The organism is Bacillus sp. SD088, assembly GCF_017355205.1.
In the GTDB taxonomy this organism is placed as follows: Bacteria; Bacillota; Bacilli; order Bacillales; family Bacillaceae_C; genus Lederbergia.
This window is the reverse complement of record NZ_JADIJK010000016.1, coordinates 95,888-112,908: the sequence shown is the minus strand read 5'-3', so window position 1 is coordinate 112,908 and position 17,021 is coordinate 95,888. Positions and strand designations below refer to the sequence as shown.

Genomic DNA, 17,021 nt, shown 5'->3' with positions numbered 1-17,021 from the left:
TTATAAAATTGTAACCTGTGGATAACTGTTTACGATGCGGCTTGACATCCAGCTCCAGCGCCCAGCGACTAGCAAACTTTCAGCTTCTTCCTACGATAAGTCAACATCCATTCGCTTTCCAAGCTCATGATGTTTCCTTTATCTCGTCAGAAGCTTAAAAAGTTTGTACGTCGCTAAACGGGCGCTTGCGCTTTTGTTCTCAATCCAACTTTTCACCATTTAAAACATCTGTCCTTGCTAAATAGTCTCGTAATGATGCATATTCGGGACTTTGCCAAAAGTCATCCTGTTCCAATAATGTAACCGTATCGTTGCGAGCTGCTTCTAAAGCGCGGTAATCATGAACCATATCCGCAATTTTGAACTCAGGTAACCCACTTTGTTTCTTTCCAAAAAAATCGCCTGGACCACGCAACTCTAAATCTCTCTCGCTTAATACAAACCCATCTGTAGTTTCAGTCATGATTCTCATCCGTTCTTTTCCGTTATCTGACTTAGGATCTGCTAATAGGATACAGTATGATTGCTCGCTCCCTCTACCTACTCTGCCGCGAAGCTGATGCAGCTGGGAAAGGCCAAAACGTTCAGCATCATAAATCACCATTAACGACGCATTAGGAACATTGACTCCAACTTCTACTACCGTTGTCGAAACGAGTAATTGGATTTGATTTTCACTAAAGGATCGCATCACGGCATCTTTTTCTTTTGCTGGTAATTTCCCATGCATGAGTCCGACATGGTATTTCCCCTGAAAATACTGCGACAGCACCTCATATACATCAATAGCATTTTGAACATCAAGCTTGTCTGATTCTTCAATAAGAGGGCAAATCATATAAGCTTGCCTTCCCTTCACTAATTCTTTATCAATAAATTCAAAAACACGATCAATACTATTATGTTTCACCCAGTAGGTTTCAACTTGTTTTCTCCCTGATGGCATTTCATTGATAACTGAAACATCCATTTCTCCAAAGACAGTGATGGCTAAGGTTCGAGGAATGGGTGTTGCTGTCATGAATAATACATCAGGTGTTTCGCCTTTTTCACGTAAAATTCTCCGTTGCTCAACCCCAAAACGATGTTGTTCATCTGTAATGACTAAGCCTAATTTCGCGAAAACGACATCCTGCTGAATAAGTGCATGTGTTCCAATCAGAATATCAATCTCGCCGTTAGCCAATTTGCCCAGGATCTCTTCCCGCCTTTTACCTTTTACTGAGCTGGTTAATAATTCGATCGTTACGTCCGTTTGTTCGAATAGTTTTGCTAAGGAGGTAAAATGTTGCTCTGCTAAAATTTCTGTTGGCACCATCAATGCACATTGATAACCAGCTGTTACACTAGCATAAAGTCCTATAGCTGCTACAACAGTTTTACCTGAACCGACATCCCCTTGTAATAAACGATTCATCCGGTATGATGATTTTAAATCCCTGCAAATTTCATTGACTACCTTTTTTTGGGCATTGGTTAATTCAAAAGGAAGAGATTGTATAAATACTTTTAAAAGTTGAAGCTGATAGTGTTGTGAGAGCCCGGTAGACGCTTCCCTTTTTAATTTTCGAAAAGCCTGTAGCCTTAATTGAAAGAAGAAAAATTCTTCATAAATAAGGCGGCGTCTGGCTTCCTTTACTTCAGTAAGGCTTTGTGGAAAATGAATTTTTCTCAGAGCTAGTTTTCGACTTGGTAATTTATATTTTGTTACAAGAATTTCAGGTAAGGTCTCCGTGATATCCTCCCCGTATTCTTTAAAAGCTTGTTCCATAAATCTTTGTAAAGCTTTAATTGTCATTGATCCCTTTAATGGATAGATCGGTGCAAAGTCGTTTGTATGGTCTGCGGGATTGATCTGAATCTCCTGTCCAGTTATCGTCATGCGATGTTTATCCCACTTTCCAGACACAATTACTGTATCTCCAATCGATATCTTTCTTTTTAAAAATGCTCGATTAAAAAAGACTGTCTTTACTAGATATTGATCGATAAGTAAATGAATCACTAGTCGATTTTTCTTCCTGCCATAATACACAATCGCTGGCTCACTATGCACCTTTCCCTCGATGGTTATTTTTTCATCATGAGCCACTTCATTTAAATCACGTAACCTGACATCTTCATAGCGATAGGGGAGGTAATTGAATAAATCATTAATGGTGTCAATTCCCATTTCAGAGAGAGTTTCAGCCGTTTCCTCCCCGATGCCGTTTAATAATGTTGTTGATCCTTCAAGCAAACTATTCACCTTTTTTACACTCCCAATGTTGCTGACAAGACGTCAGCGTTTTTAACCGACTTTGGCCTTTTTATCCTCCTTTTTGAACACTCACTTCTATCTATTCTATATTTTTTCCTTGATAGAAAAAAGAAGGGTTTCCCCTTCCATTCTATAACAATTATGATTTTGGGTGATTATTCCACAGAAATGATATAAGGATAAAGTGGTTGTTTCCCATCATGTACTTCTATTTCAAGATCTGGATATTGATCATTGAGATCCTCTACTAGCTGGTCCACATCGCTCGCATCCGTATCTTCTCCATAAAGGATCGTCAGGATTTCGGAATCTTCATCAAGCATGTGCTGAAGAAGATTTTTTACTGTTCTCTTTAAGTCTTGATTGGCTTCGACAATGTCTCCATCATTGATTCCCATAAAATCATCTTTTTGAATTGACAACCCATCGATGACTGTATCACGAACCGCATACGTAATTTGCCCAGTTTTAACCTCTTTTGCAGCTTCACTCATTCCTTCTCCATTTTGCTCGAGCGCAAGTGTAGGATTAAAGGCCAGTACAGCTGCTAAGCCTTGAGGAACAGTTTTTGTAGGAACAACATAGACGGATTCTTCCACTACTTCTGCAGCTTGCTCAGCCGCCATAATAATATTCTTATTATTTGGAAGTAGTAGAACTTTTTCCGCATGGGTAGATTGGATCGCTTTAACAATATCCTCTGTACTAGGATTCATCGTTTGGCCGCCTTCAATGACCTTTTCAACACCTAGACTGTTAAATAGTTCAGCAATGCCTTCTCCCATTGAAACAGCGATCATAGCGTACGGCAGCTTCTCCTTTTGAGCTGAATTGCTTCCCTTTTGATGCTGTTGATCTTGTTCTAAAATTGAACTATGCTGCTCACGCATATTTTCAATTTTCATATTGATTAAACTGCCATACTTTTGTCCATAGCTAAGGACATCTCCTGGTTTCTCAGAGTGTATATGGACCTTTACTACATCATCATCTGAGATGACAAGGAGAGAATCACCGAAGTGGCTAAGATCTTCTTGAAAAGCTTGTTCTGAGAATTTCCTTTTCTGCTCATCAAACTTCACCATAAACTCAGTACAATACCCATAAACAATTTCGTCTGTATGTAGAAAACCTTGTACACTTTGATGATGTTGTGCATTCACAAGCTCATCCATACTTGGCTCAAGGACAGGTCTATCTGGTAAGGCTTCCCCCTTTAAAGCGGCTAAAAACCCTTCATATACACAAACTAATCCTTGCCCACCACTATCAACAACGCCAACTTCTTTCAAAACTGGTAATAAGTCGGGCGTTCTTTCTAATGAAGCTCTTGCCTCATTGAGTACTGATTCCATAATGACAATAATGTCATCTTCTGATTTAGCGGATTCGATTGCCTTTTGAGCAGAATCCTTCGCAACAGTCAATATAGTCCCCTCTACTGGTTTCATCACAGCTTTATAAGCAGTTTTGACTCCAGCCTCAAAAGCGTTCGCAAATTCACTTGCATGTAAAACAGATTTTTGTTCAATATCTTTAGCGAACCCGCGAAAAAGCTGAGATAAAATCACTCCTGAATTCCCACGAGCTCCCATTAATAGACCTTTCGATAAGGCCATGGCGACTTTTCCAATATGAGCCTGTTTATTTTTTTGGACTTCTTTTGAACCAGAAGTCATAGAAAGATTCATGTTTGTTCCCGTATCGCCATCAGGTACTGGAAAAACATTTAATGCATCGACCATTTGAGCATTGGCTCCTAAATGGTTGGCTCCTTTTATGATCATTTCAGCAAATTGATTTCCATCCAATGATTGTATAGACACTAATTTTTTCCTCCTCCATTACGGGTTCACTACACGGACGCCTTGAACATAAATATTAACCGTGTCAGCGGCAACTCCTATTGTCTGTTCAAGTGTATATTTGACTTTGGATTGTACGTTATGAGCGACTTCAGATATTTTCGTTCCATAACTCACAATAATATACATATCTATGTGTAGAGCATCTTCCTCCTGGCGGACAATGATTCCACGAGTGAAATTTTCTTTTCGTAAAATATCAGTCAGACCGTCTTTGATTTGATTCTTGGAAGCCATTCCGACAATCCCATAACAATCAATCGCAGCTCCACCCGCAGTAATTGCGATTACTTCATTGGATATATCAATATGACCGTAGTTATTTTTCAATTCTATGGACATGCATATTCCTCCTTAATTGGTCGAAATCCTCCACAGCTTACAATTACACTCTAATTATAACGCACTCATAACATAGATAAGAATATTTTACTATACTGTCAGCTTTTTTTAAAGTATTGCTTGTTTTGAATACCTAGATTTAAAAAATTAAAGCTTCGCCACTTTACAACATTGCAATCAACATATATATATGGTAAATTATTTAAGTGTCTGAGGAATTTTGAAGGAATGAACGAAGCAATAGTTTGACTTCAGTGACAGGAGGGAATACAAAATGGCAAAACAATGTGTCGTAACAGGTCGTAAAACAAAATCTGGAAATAGACGTTCACACGCAATGAATGCGAATAAACGTACTTGGAAAGCGAATCTTCAAAAAGTAAGAATCCTTGTAGATGGTAAACCTAAGCGTGTTTGGGTTTCTACACGAGCACTTAAAGCCGGTAAAGTTGAACGTGTATAATAGACCTTGGTCAGCCCCGACAAGCAAATGTTCCTGAACCTAGGAAGGGGCTTTTTCCCTTCATAGGTTCAGGGTTATTTAGTGGAACATCGGCTAAGTTCGCGCCGTCCTGGCGCAACGCCGATGGACTCGCATCCTGCGAGCCTCTCGGGCTAGGCGCTGGAGCTGGACGCCAAATCGCAACATAAGCTACTTATCTTCAAGCTAGAATTTTATAAATTCCTAAGCAACAAAAAAGGCGCCCTTAGTGGACGCTTTTTTGTTTATCGTTTTCTTTTTGAACATCCTCTTTTAGCAGATTATCCCATCTATAAGGGTCAGCGGCTTACCCCTTTTTAAAGGCACCTAGCATGGCCCTTACAATTCCACCCAAAAATTTTGGAAGCTTAATCGTATAAAATCTCACTTCATTCCCTCCTAACCTAGAAAATACCCACATTTACCTTAATCATTATATACAATGTTTATAGATAAGTACTTGCCTTAAAATACGTGTTCAAAAAAGAAGATAAAAAGGACCAAGTCGGTTAAAAACGCTGACGTCCTGTCAGCAACACCGACACTAGTACATCCTGTACGTCGAAAGTTCAAGGCAGCGAAGTCTTCGAGCAGCAGAATGTATGATTTAGATACATGAGCAGCGCAGAAGCAAGTCAACGAAGAAATTCGCAGTGTCATTTTTACCGGACTTTTTGAACATCCTCTTAAAATAAGGCTATCTCTTAATCATTACTTCTTATCATCATTAATATGCCTTTTTCAAATGAAAAAGTACCAGTTTTTTGTATAAGTTCATTGCTTATACATAAGGACGAAGCAAAATGAATATTTTGATCAACAAGTGGATATTTAAAACCGGTCAAAGATAGGCTATTGACTTCCTTAGTCAATGGAATGAAGGAAATATATTTTTTATTTTTATTACTATTGATTTGATACTGTCCCGAATAAAAAACAGTTAATTCATTTTGCAGGTCTATGATTTCAATCGGTTTTGAATGAGGCTGCTGATATTTCACTAACATAAACGCATTGGCTAAAAAATGATCCAATCTTCCCCCAGTTGCTCCGAAAATTTTAATACTCGCAGGATTCTGATTTGTTGCCCATATTAAGGCTAATTCCATATCGGTTTCATCTTTTTCAGGCTGATGCATGTCCAATTCATTCACACTTTGTTGAATGGTCTTCCATTCCTCAGCAGAGACAGAGTCAAAATCACCAATTGCGATGGTTGGATTGAGCTTATGTTTTAATAAATAATAGACGCCACGATCCACCCCAACCCAAACTGTATGTTCATCATTATATAAGGTTAGGTCCGGTATGAGTTGCGGAGGACCCCCAGCCACAATATTTATGCTTTTTTTATTCATTTCCAATACTGGAGCGGATTTCTTGAATGGCGATTTTTCGATCCGTAACCCCGAAAATGGCTGAACCTGCTACAAATACATTTGCTCCTGCATCCTTACACATTTTTACCGTTTTCGTGTCAATCCCACCATCTACTTCAATATCAATATCTAAATTTTTAGCTTGGATCATGTTTTTTACTTCCCTGATCTTGGGCAATACTGCTTCAATAAAGGCCTGCCCCCCAAAGCCAGGGTTCACTGTCATTAATAAAACCATATCGATTTCTTCCAAGATATTTTCAATCATAGAAACAGGCGTGGCAGGATTTAGTACAACACCAGATTTCACACCTAATTGTCTAATTGCTTGCAGAGTTCGGTGAATATGTTTGTCAGCTTCAACATGAACGGTAATGAAATCCGCTCCCGCTTGAGCAAACTCATGGATATATTGCCCCGGATGTTCAATCATCAGATGAACATCCAATGGTAAATTCGTTATTGTCTTAACGGCATCTACAATGAAAGGTCCCATCGTGATATTGGGTACAAAATGACCGTCCATGATATCTATATGAATATAGTCAGCCCCTGCTGCTTCTACTTCTCTAATTTCTTCTCCTAATTTCGTAAAATCCGCCGATAAGATGGAGGGTGCAATTTTCATAATATTAATACCTCGGCTTTCTCTCTTTAATTTCCCCTAAAAATTGCAGATAATGTTGATAGCGACTACCATCGATAATGCCTAGTTCTACTGCAGATTTCACCGCACATTTCGGTTCCTTTTCATGGGAACAGCCACGGAATTTACAGGCTTGCCCTTCTGCTCTTATTTCCGGAAATGTCCAGGATAAATCTTCAGTTGCTAGCTCATTAAACTCCAATGAGCTAAATCCAGGTGTATCAGCAATGAAACCATGATCGATTGGAATGAGCTCCACATGCCTTGTTGTATGCTTACCTCTCCCCAGATGCGTCGAGATCTCATTTGTTTCCAATGCCAACTCAGGGTCCAAAGCATTTAACAACGAGGTTTTCCCAACTCCTGATTGCCCGGCAAAAACACTCGTATGACTCCCAATCATAGAACGAAATTGTTCAACACCTTCTGTCGTATGCGAGGATAAAAAAACCACTTTATATCCGACTCGTTCATAAACAGCAAGGCGCTCTTGCAATATTCTTAATTCTGCCTCTAGCAAAAGATCCGTCTTCGTTACGCAAATAACAGGAATAATCTGATGAAACTCAATCAAGACAAGGAAGCGATCAAGTAGAACCGGATTAAACTCCGGTTCTTTCGCAGAAAAAACGAGGAAGGCTTGATCAATATTCGCTACCTGTGGCCGAATCAATTCATTCTTCCTTGGTTTGACTTCCATTATATATCCTTCTTTATCATTTTCAGCTTGATACACAACATGATCTCCAACAAGCGGGGTAATTTTATTTTTTCTAAAAACCCCTCTCCCCCGGCATTGAATTACTTCCCCATTGTCTTCAACATAATAAAATCCACTTAAAGCTTTTATAATGATTCCTTCCGTCATGTCACCTGTCCTTTCATTTTAAGATCTTCAAGAAGTCGAGCAAAATCACGAATTTTAGTCTCCTGGATAAGGAACATCATCTTCTTTAATAACCGTATTTCCCCGCATTACCTTATAACTAGCTGTGGTATCTTTTTGTATTCTAAATGTTACTTCTTTTACCACTGATTCTTTAATAGTAAAGGTATCAGCTGGAACTGACATATTGTTATCCATATCTTGAATTAATATTTTTATTTCCTGCTCAGGATTCTCATCTTCTGGCTTTTCTTCTTGCCCCTCTTGATCCTCTTGCCCTTCCTCCTCCTCCTGCCCTTCATCATTGTTATCCTCATTCGCTTCAGGATCATAAGGAATTGAAATTTCTACTGTGACTTCCTTAAACGGTATTTCCTCTTGGCCTTTTGAAATAACGACCTTTACCTTATCCCCTTTAGAAAGTTCTGCTCCCTCTTCAGGATCTTGTGATATAACAAGCCCTTCCGGCACAGAATCATTATAATCCTCAGCAGACATATCAATATCTAATCCACTTGAATCTTCGTAATCCTCTAAGATCTTGCGGTTATAACCAGATAAATCTTTCAGCGTAATTTTCTCTTGACCTTTACTGACAACAAAGCTAATAGTCTCTTCATCTGGTATCACTTCTGTGTTTGGACTAGGCTTTTGCTCTAAGATTGTTCCAGATTCTGACTCATCATATTCTTCTTCTACTTGAATATCTTTCACATTAAACCCTAGCTCTTCCAATACCTCTTTTACATCTTCAAAGGATTGACCTGTATAATCAGAAAAAGGTATTTTCTCTTTCCCTTTACTTACATAAATGTCCACAGTATAGCCTTTTTTTACAGGCTTGCCTGCTTTCGGGTTCGTTTTAATGACTGCTCCTTCAGGTATTTCTTCATCGACAAGCTCCTCCGTATCGCCAATTTGTAACCCTTGCTCTTTAAGCATGGAGACAGCATTATCGTATTCTTCCCCCTTTACATCAGGAACATTAACCGTCTGTGCGGCACGAATCGCTGGTAAAATAAACATCAAAAATACAAGGAGTAATATCAATAAAGCTGTAATACTCCCTACAATCCATGGCCATTTTTTGCGTTTTTTCTTTTTTGGACTCTTTTTTGTATCAGGATTTGCAGCAATCGTTGTTTGTCCATTTTTTTGATGTGGGATCGTTTTGTTATTCATATTCGTAAGATCATCTTCCGAGATAATAGGAATCGCCTTTGTGGCTTCATGATCTTCAGGGATTGTAAATTTAGGCTCATTTTCCCGAGCAGGATCCAGAGCAGTATCTATATTACTACCCATTTCCTCTGCGCTGTCATAACGCTGGAAAGGATCTTTGGCTGTTGCTTTTAAAACAATGTTTTCAACACTTTGTGGAATCGCTGGGTCCCAACGTCTTGGAGATGGGGTATCAGATTGCAAATGCTTTAATGCTATCGAGATGGCAGATTCCCCAAAAAATGGCAAACGCCCTGTTAAAAGTTCGAACATGACAATCCCTAAGGAATAAATATCAGATTTTTTTGTCGCCATTCCGCCTCTTGCTTGTTCTGGTGATAAGTAATGAACAGATCCTAACACGGCATTAGTTTGTGTAATTGACGTCGCACTTAAGGCCATCGCGATGCCAAAATCCGTAATCATCACATGACCATTATGATCAATTAATATATTTTGCGGTTTTATATCTCTGTGTACAATATGATTCTGATGGGCATGGGCAACAGCCGAAGTTAATTGTTTCATGATATCAATTGTTTTTTCGATGTCAATCGGATGATAGCTCTGAATATATTCTTTTAACGTCATTCCATCGACAAATTCCATGACAATATAATAGATATCATCTTCTTCTCCCACATCATAGATACTAACGATATTTTCGTGGGTTAAGCTTGTCGCTGATTGTGCTTCTCTCTGAAAGCGACGAATAAATTCATCTTCATTCGCAAAATCTAAACGTAATATTTTAATTGCCACATCACGATCAAGAATCATATCATGAGCCAAATAAACATTGGCCATACCGCCTCCGCCGATTAATCGGATCACCTTATAACGGCCGCTGACTCTTCTTCCTATTAACATTAATCCTTGCACCTGCTTTCAGCTTGTGCTTCTATAATGGCAACGGAAATATTATCTTCTCCACCGTAATGATTGGCTAAATCAATTAGTTTATTTGCCTTCAGGTCAAGCTCCATTTCATTGTCGAGTATTTTCTCCATCTCAGCTATTGAAAGCTTGTTGGATAGTCCATCCGAACAAAGTAACAGTTTATCATTTTCTTCAAGTGTAATAGTTAAAATATCCATATCTGTCTCTAATTCCGTTCCCATTGCTTTTAGCAACATATTTTTTCTAGGATGAAATTCTGCATCTTCTTCCGAAATTTCTCCTGCTTTCACAAGTTCATTTACAAGTGAATGATCTTCCGTTAATTGTTTAAAGCCATTTTCATTGTGTAAATAGCAGCGACTATCTCCGATATTGACGATTGTCGCAAAGCCATCTCCACACAATGCCGCTACCAAAGTGGTTCCCATTCCCTCGCATTCAGGATGTAATTGCGCATGTTCAAAGATTTTTTTATTCACATTTTCTACTTGTACACGAACCCACTGCGCAGTCTCTTCAGGTGAAGGAAAGCTTTCCGTGTTTTTCCAAAGTTCCCCTAAGCTTGACACAGCTATTTCACTAGCTACTTCTCCAGCATTATGTCCACCCATTCCATCTGCGACAACAGCAAGATAATGATTATCGGAATTCAAAAAAATTCCGCCACTATCTTCATTATGCTTTCGTATTTTTCCCTGATCTGTTTTAAAAATTGCATCCATATTCTCTTCTCCTCTTTAAGCTTCTCGCTTATCCTTAAGGGTTCGAATCATCTGTTCCTGATCCTTCTTTTTTAAAAGCGGCGATAAAAAAGCCATCTCCACCGAAATCCTGTGGGAAAATTTGCAGTGTATTCGCTTTTGGATCAACTAGATGAGCTAAATTATTAGGTAAATGAATGTCATGTGGTGTGAAGTGTTCATGCTGCCGTAAAAATTCATTCACAGTCTCTAGATTTTCTTCAAGATCAACTGTACAAGTACTATAGATCAGTAGGCCATTCTCTTTTAGCAATCTTGCGGATTCATTTAAAATTTCTAGTTGAACTTGACTCAATGCGGCGATATCTTGGATTGTTTTTGAATATTTTATATCAGGTTTACGTCGTAAAACCCCTAAACCGGAACAAGGAGCATCGACCAAAACACGATCGAAGGATTCAGCTTGTAATGCTTGACTTGTTGTCCTACTATCCATCACTTTAGCCTCTATATTCTGAAGACCCAGTCGTTTCGCATTTTCATTTATTAGTTTTACTTTATGAGCATGGAGATCAAGTGCCACAACCTTTCCAGTCCCTTTTAGTTTTTCGGCAATATGGCCTGTTTTTCCTCCTGGTGCTGCACAAGCGTCAAGAACTGCGAAATCTGGGGATAATTCCAAAGCATAGGCAACAGCCATAGAACTCTCATCTTGGATACTAATCAAACCTGCTTTATATACTTTCGAATGAGCAATATTTCCTCTTAGGACCCTAAGGCCTTCAGGGATAATCGGACTTGGTTGAACTTCAAACCCTTCTTCCTTTAATAGAGGAATTACCTCTTGCACTGTCGTCCTTACTGTATTAACCCTAGCTGTTTGAACAGATGGTAAAAGATTATATTCACACATTGCTTTTGTTTTTTCCCAACCAAACTGCTTATTCCATCTTTGCACTAACCATAAAGGATGGCTCGTCTCAACTGAAAGCCGTTCGATAGGATCAACGATGTCAGCGAGGGACGGTACACCTTGTCTTTGCACCTGTCTAAGAATCCCATTTACAAAACTAGAAATCCCTTTATGTCCACGTTTTTTTGCGATTTCAACAGCTTCAAATAAAATCGCTCGATCAGGAATTTTATCTAGATACACCATTTGATATATCGATAGACGCAGTAAATTTAACACCCAGCTGTCAGGTTGTTTACGTAAAAAAGGTTGCAAATAATAATCTAAAGTTTGTTTACGTTGAATGGTTCCATAAACCAACTCAGTAAGCAATCCGACATCAGGACCTGTTATGTTTTCTTTTTGAATGACTTGATTTAATAATAAATTACTGTAAGATTGCTGTTTATCAATCAATTCCAGTATATGAAGCGCGGCTTCGCGGACCGATTTTTTCTTTTTATTCATTATCTTGCCCCAATCGGTCTCCGAGTTTGATTGTCGAGCCTGTTCCATGCAAAAACTGTTCACTTGTCATTTTCTTTTTACCTGCAGGTTGTACCTCGAGTATTTTTATTCCCATTCTATTATTGGTTGCAACAGTGAAACTATTTTTTTCTAATTGTACAATCGTTCCAGGAGAAGATTGCTTAGAAATTTTTACTTTTTCTGCCCGCCATATTTTTAATGTCTTCCCTGACCAAATCGTATAAGCTACAGGCCATGGACTAAGCCCTCTAATTTGATTATAAATCGTCTCGCCTGGTTCATTCCAATTAATTTTTTCTTGTTCTCTTTTAATGTTTGAAGCAAAAGTAGCAAATTGATGATCTTGTGGGACTGGATTTATTTTCCCCGCTAATAAATCAGGAATCGTCTCGGAAAGCAATTGCGCTCCAGCTATGCTTAATTTATTATGTAAACTTCCAACATCATCATTTTCTGCAATTGGCACCTCAACCTGTGTAAGAATATCTCCGGCATCTAATTGTTTCACCATATACATAATCGTAATACCTGTTTTTTCTTTTCCTTGTAATAATGCATAATGGATGGGCGCCCCACCTCTTAATTCAGGTAATAAAGAGGCATGTACATTAATACAACCAAATTTGGGACCTTCTAATAATGATTCAGGAAGTATTTGTCCGTAAGCAGCGGTTACTAATAGATCAGGTTTTAAATCTAAAATTTTCTTAACTTCAGAGGCATCACGAACCTTCTCTGGTTGTAAAACAGGAATGCCGTAACGTTCCGCCTCTAGTTTAACGGGCGTAGCTGTTAACTTTTTCTTCCGTCCAACTGGACGATCGGGTTGTGTCACAACCCCTACGACATCATATTGATCATCTACTAATTTTTTTAAAACCGGGACCGAAAAATCAGGTGTTCCCATGAAAACAATTCTTGTCATCTTTCTCACTACTTTCTGACACTTATCTTTTTTAGAATCACTGGATGTGTAGGACAAAGCGCACTTAGTTCAAGCTTTTCTTTGTCTAGCTCCGGGCGGTAGGGGTGAGAGGCTCGCAGGAGGCGAGTCCATCGGCGTGCGACAGGATGTCGCGCTTTTAGCCGATGTTCCTCTTAATAACCTGTAACCGATGAAGGGGAAACCCACCCTTCTTCGGTTACAGAACATTTGCTTGTCGCCCCTGACCAACCGCCCTGCGCTTTTCTTTGTCACATTACATTATAAGGGTTAACATCGATTGAAATTGTCAAACCTTCTTTGTTGTATTGTTGCTGATAATGTTCCAATAGTTTTTTTAAGGTTGGTATTAATTTTGGTTCATGTTTGTATTTTATCAAACATTGGTAACGATATCTATCATTGATTCGTGGAATGGGAGAGGATGCAGGCCCTAATATGACCGCTTGCTCAGAGAGATTAGCGCGAATAAAATTCGCCATCTTTTCTGTTACAGCAATCACCTTCATTAAATCCTCGTGACTGACTGTCACTAATGATAAATAAAAAAATGGCGGATAGGAACCCATTTTTCGAAGAATCATTTCCTGCTGATAGAAATGATCATAGTTTTGCTGTCCTGCTAGCTCCACACTATAATGATCAGGTGTATACGTTTGGATAACAACCTCTCCTGTTAATTCATGTCTCCCTGCCCTACCACTTACTTGTGTAAGTAATTGAAACGTCTTTTCTGCAGCTCTGAAATCAGGCAAATGCAACATTGTATCTGCACTTAATACACCAACAAGGGTAATATTAGGAAAATCTAATCCTTTTGCAATCATTTGTGTCCCCAATAAAATATCTGCTTTCCCTGATTTAAATTGGTCAAGTAACTTTTCATGTGCACCTTTTCTTGAGGTTGTATCAACATCCATGCGAATAATGCGCGCCTCAGGCAACACTTTATTCAATTCTTCCTCCACCTTCTGAGTCCCTGTTCCGAAATAACGAATATGCTCACTTTCACACTCAGGACATTTTTGTGGAACGCCTGTTAAAAAGCCACAATAATGACATTTCATCTCATTCGAAAAACGATGGAAGGTCAAGGAAATATCACAATGCGGACACTGCATCACATAACCACAATCGCGACAAAGCAAAAAGGATGAATGTCCTCTGCGATTTAAAAATAGAATCGTTTGTTCTCGTTTCTCTAAACGATCCTTTAATTTTTCAAATAGCTCTACAGAAAACATCGATCGATTACCATTTCTCATTTCCTCGCGCATATCGACAATCGAAACAGCTGGTAGTGCCTTCTCATTCATCCGTTTCGACAATGTTACTAAATGATACACGCCTTTTTGTGCTCTAGCGAAAGATTCCAGTGAAGGTGTTGCACTCCCCAAAATAACCGGGCATTGATAATGTTTTGCCCTTTTAATCGCCACATCACGAGCATGATAACGAGGTTGCTCCTCTTGCTTATAACTTGTTTCATGTTCTTCATCAATGATAATAATCCCGATATTTTCCAAGGGAGCAAAAATGGCAGAACGCGCGCCAACCACCACCTTGGCTTCTTTTCTTTCGATCTTGCGCCATTCATCATATTTTTCACCTAGTGACAAGCCACTATGAAGAACAGCAACATCATCTCCAAATCTGCCCTTGAAGCGATCAACCATTTGCGGGGTTAAAGATATTTCTGGTACTAAAACAATCGCTTCTTTTCCTTTTTCAAGTACCTTTTGGATTGATTGTAAATAAATTTCTGTCTTTCCACTGCCTGTTACACCATATAATAAGAATGTTTGATACTCATTTGCTTCAATTCGGGATAAAACAGGAGTAATCGCCTTTTTTTGTTCCTCTGTCAAGGGCAATGGTAAGGTACGCTCGAATTCTTTACCGGCAAATGGATCTCGATATACTTCATCCTGACTTTTTTGCAGTATACCTTTTTTTACAAAGGCTTGAATCGCCGTAGAAGAAGTACCACTTAATTCCATTAATTGTTGTCCAGTAAAGTTCTCTTTCGGGTGCTTTAAGAGAAACAAGATGAGTTTCCTCTGTGCTGTTGCATTCGCTCTTATTTCATTTTGCTGAGCAATCAAATCATTTTCACTGTAATTTGTAGTATAGACATGCACCGTCTTTTTTTTAGCACGGTCTTTGATATCATAAATCACCTCTGCATTGCCCTGATTAACTTGCTCACGTAATATGTGGAGGATGTCCCTGCGCTCGGCTTCTTTCCAGCTGATTTCTTCTTGGTCCAAAAAAAGCGATTCTAATTCGGGATCAGCTTCTAAGTCAGTTCGCCGGATATACTTTTCATATTTTGCTTTCATCGCTGCAGGCAACATCGCGTGAAAGGCAGATATTTTAAACGAAAGTGTTTCATTTGCCATCCACTGTCCCAATTCTAGCAACTCTTTATTTAGAGCAGGAGTTAGATCCAATAACTCTTTCACTTCTTTAAGCTTCTTAAAGTTACTTTCCGTTTTCACAGCCATTACAAACCCTTGGATCAGTCGAGGTCCAAATGGAACAGCCACTCTCATCCCAGGTTCTACTACACTCAGCCACTTTTCAGGTATTAAATAATCAAAGACCTTATCTGTTCCAAGTGATGGAACATCAACAATGACTTCTGCAATCATTTTTGATCTTCCTTTGCTAGATTGTTAACAATTTCATCTAAGATTTGTCTTGCCGTTTCATTTTTACTTAATAAAGGTAACTTCTTAGGTCTTTGATTTTTTTGCACAATCGTGACAATATTCGTATCTGCTGAAAAACCTGCTCCTTTTGTCGTAATATCATTGGCGATGATCATATCCGCATTCTTTCTTTCCAGTTTGCCTAAAGCATGTTCTTCGAGCTTTTCCGTTTCAGCCGCAAAGCCAACAAGATATTGATGCTCTTTCTGTTTACCTAATTCCATTAATATATCGATTGTTCTTTCAAATTCTACGATGAGATTATCGTCTTTTTTCTTTATTTTTTGCTGAGAGGTTTGTGTTGGACGATAATCTGCTACAGCCGCACTTTTGATCACAATATCAACCGTAGGGAAATAGTTTAACACATGATCATACATTTCCTTCGCCGTCTCAATCGAGATAAATTTAACACCGTTTGGTACAGATAAAGTGCTTGGACCAGAAATTAAGATCACTTCTGCTCCCATTTTCTCTGCCTCTTCCGCTAACGCATAGCCCATTTTCCCTGAAGAGTGATTCGTTAAATAACGAACTGGATCAATTTTTTCCTTTGTGGGTCCTGCAGTAATCAGGACTTTTTTTCCCTTAAGAGGCTGATATGGCTTTGTAAAATGCTGATCAATATGCGCCACAATCGTTTCAGGTTCTTCCAATCTTCCCTTTCCAACATAACCACAAGCTAGATATCCATCACCAGGTTCAATAAAGCGATGTCCAAATTCATTTAAGACCTGAATATTTTTTTTCACAGCTGGATGCTGATACATATGCACATTCATCGCTGGTGCAATCCAGACAGGAGCAGTCGTGGCGAGTAATGTTGTAGAAACCATATCATCTGCTAGTCCATGCGCTAATTTTGCAAGCATATTTGCTGTGGCAGGTGCCACTAAACATAAATCTGCCCAATCTGCTAGATCAATGTGTGCAATCACCTCTGGATTATTTTCAATAAAGGTATCTGTGTAAACTTCATTTCGAGATAAGGCTTGAAACGTTAGGGGTGATACAAAATTTGTAGCCGATTTTGTCATCATTACTTTAACAGAGTACCCCGATTGAACAAGCTTGCTTGTTAATGCGGCTGCCTTATAGCAAGCAATACCACCTGTGACACCTAATAAAATATTTTTATTCTTCATTTCATACATCCCCATTTACATTTTTACGATTTGAATTATCTCTATTATGTCGATCCAAAACAGAAAAGACAACCCATATTCATATAGGTTGTCTGTA

Annotated in this window: 14 protein-coding genes; 1 reads left to right on the top strand and 13 read right to left on the bottom strand. The window is 38.8% G+C overall.

From position 1 onward, the window contains the following. Positions 1-199 precede the first annotated feature (199 nt). The 3 genes from recG to IPU53_RS15130 form a co-directional block, all read right to left on the bottom strand. Positions 200-2,248 carry an ATP-dependent DNA helicase RecG gene (recG, locus tag IPU53_RS15140; protein WP_207451853.1) on the bottom strand — a complete coding sequence of 683 codons (2,049 nt, stop codon included), beginning with the start codon at positions 2,246-2,248 and terminating at the stop codon, positions 200-202. A 167-nt stretch (positions 2,249-2,415) separates the two neighbouring features. Further along, positions 2,416-4,086 carry a DAK2 domain-containing protein gene (locus IPU53_RS15135; protein WP_207451852.1) on the bottom strand — a complete coding sequence of 557 codons (1,671 nt, stop codon included), beginning with the start codon at positions 4,084-4,086 and terminating at the stop codon, positions 2,416-2,418. Positions 4,087-4,104: 18 nt separating this feature from the next. Continuing rightward, entirely contained in the window at positions 4,105-4,467 is a 363-nt protein-coding gene (locus IPU53_RS15130) for an Asp23/Gls24 family envelope stress response protein (protein WP_207451851.1), read from the bottom strand. Positions 4,468-4,741: 274 nt separating this feature from the next. Between IPU53_RS15130 and rpmB the strand changes: the two genes are divergently transcribed. Continuing rightward, positions 4,742-4,930 (top strand): 50S ribosomal protein L28, encoded by a 189-nt coding sequence (rpmB, locus tag IPU53_RS15125; RefSeq protein WP_207451850.1) that lies wholly within the window; start codon positions 4,742-4,744, stop codon positions 4,928-4,930. Positions 4,931-5,255: 325 nt separating this feature from the next. Here the strand turns inward: rpmB and spoVM are convergent, their stop codons facing one another. The 10 genes from spoVM to coaBC all read right to left on the bottom strand — a co-directional run bounded on the left by spoVM (position 5,256) and on the right by coaBC (position 16,924). Then, on the bottom strand, positions 5,256-5,336 hold the full coding sequence (gene spoVM / locus IPU53_RS15120; RefSeq protein ID WP_057986724.1) for a stage V sporulation protein SpoVM: 81 nt from the start codon (positions 5,334-5,336) through the stop codon (positions 5,256-5,258). A 316-nt stretch (positions 5,337-5,652) separates the two neighbouring features. After that, a complete protein-coding gene (locus tag IPU53_RS15115) occupies positions 5,653-6,306 on the bottom strand; it encodes a thiamine diphosphokinase (RefSeq protein WP_207451849.1) in 654 nt (217 codons plus the stop codon). Continuing rightward, positions 6,299-6,958 (bottom strand): ribulose-phosphate 3-epimerase, encoded by a 660-nt coding sequence (gene rpe, locus IPU53_RS15110; protein WP_207451864.1) that lies wholly within the window; start codon positions 6,956-6,958, stop codon positions 6,299-6,301. The genes IPU53_RS15115 and rpe overlap by 8 nt, the downstream gene beginning before the upstream one ends. 1 nt (position 6,959) lies before the next feature. Continuing rightward, positions 6,960-7,841: a ribosome small subunit-dependent GTPase A gene (rsgA, locus tag IPU53_RS15105; protein WP_207451848.1), complete on the bottom strand. Its 882-nt coding sequence runs from the start codon at positions 7,839-7,841 to the stop codon at positions 6,960-6,962. A 54-nt stretch (positions 7,842-7,895) separates the two neighbouring features. Then, positions 7,896-9,950, bottom strand: a complete 2,055-nt coding sequence (gene pknB, locus IPU53_RS15100; protein ID WP_207451847.1) for a Stk1 family PASTA domain-containing Ser/Thr kinase — start codon at positions 9,948-9,950, stop codon at positions 7,896-7,898. Further along, the gene (locus IPU53_RS15095) at positions 9,950-10,702 is read right to left on the bottom strand and encodes a Stp1/IreP family PP2C-type Ser/Thr phosphatase (RefSeq protein WP_207451846.1); all 753 of its coding nucleotides are present in this window, start codon (positions 10,700-10,702) and stop codon (positions 9,950-9,952) included. The genes pknB and IPU53_RS15095 overlap by 1 nt, the downstream gene beginning before the upstream one ends. 34 nt (positions 10,703-10,736) lie before the next feature. Further along, positions 10,737-12,101, bottom strand: a complete 1,365-nt coding sequence (rsmB, locus tag IPU53_RS15090; RefSeq protein ID WP_207451845.1) for a 16S rRNA (cytosine(967)-C(5))-methyltransferase RsmB — start codon at positions 12,099-12,101, stop codon at positions 10,737-10,739. Beyond that, positions 12,094-13,047: a methionyl-tRNA formyltransferase gene (fmt, locus tag IPU53_RS15085; RefSeq protein WP_207451844.1), complete on the bottom strand. Its 954-nt coding sequence runs from the start codon at positions 13,045-13,047 to the stop codon at positions 12,094-12,096. Before fmt ends, rsmB begins: the two co-directional genes overlap by 8 nt. 269 nt (positions 13,048-13,316) lie before the next feature. Next, positions 13,317-15,719, bottom strand: coding sequence for a primosomal protein N' (priA, locus tag IPU53_RS15080; RefSeq protein ID WP_207451843.1), 2,403 nt, complete (start codon positions 15,717-15,719; stop codon positions 13,317-13,319). Continuing rightward, positions 15,716-16,924 carry a bifunctional phosphopantothenoylcysteine decarboxylase/phosphopantothenate--cysteine ligase CoaBC gene (gene coaBC / locus IPU53_RS15075; RefSeq protein WP_207451842.1) on the bottom strand — a complete coding sequence of 403 codons (1,209 nt, stop codon included), beginning with the start codon at positions 16,922-16,924 and terminating at the stop codon, positions 15,716-15,718. Before coaBC ends, priA begins: the two co-directional genes overlap by 4 nt. Positions 16,925-17,021: the final 97 nt, after the last annotated feature.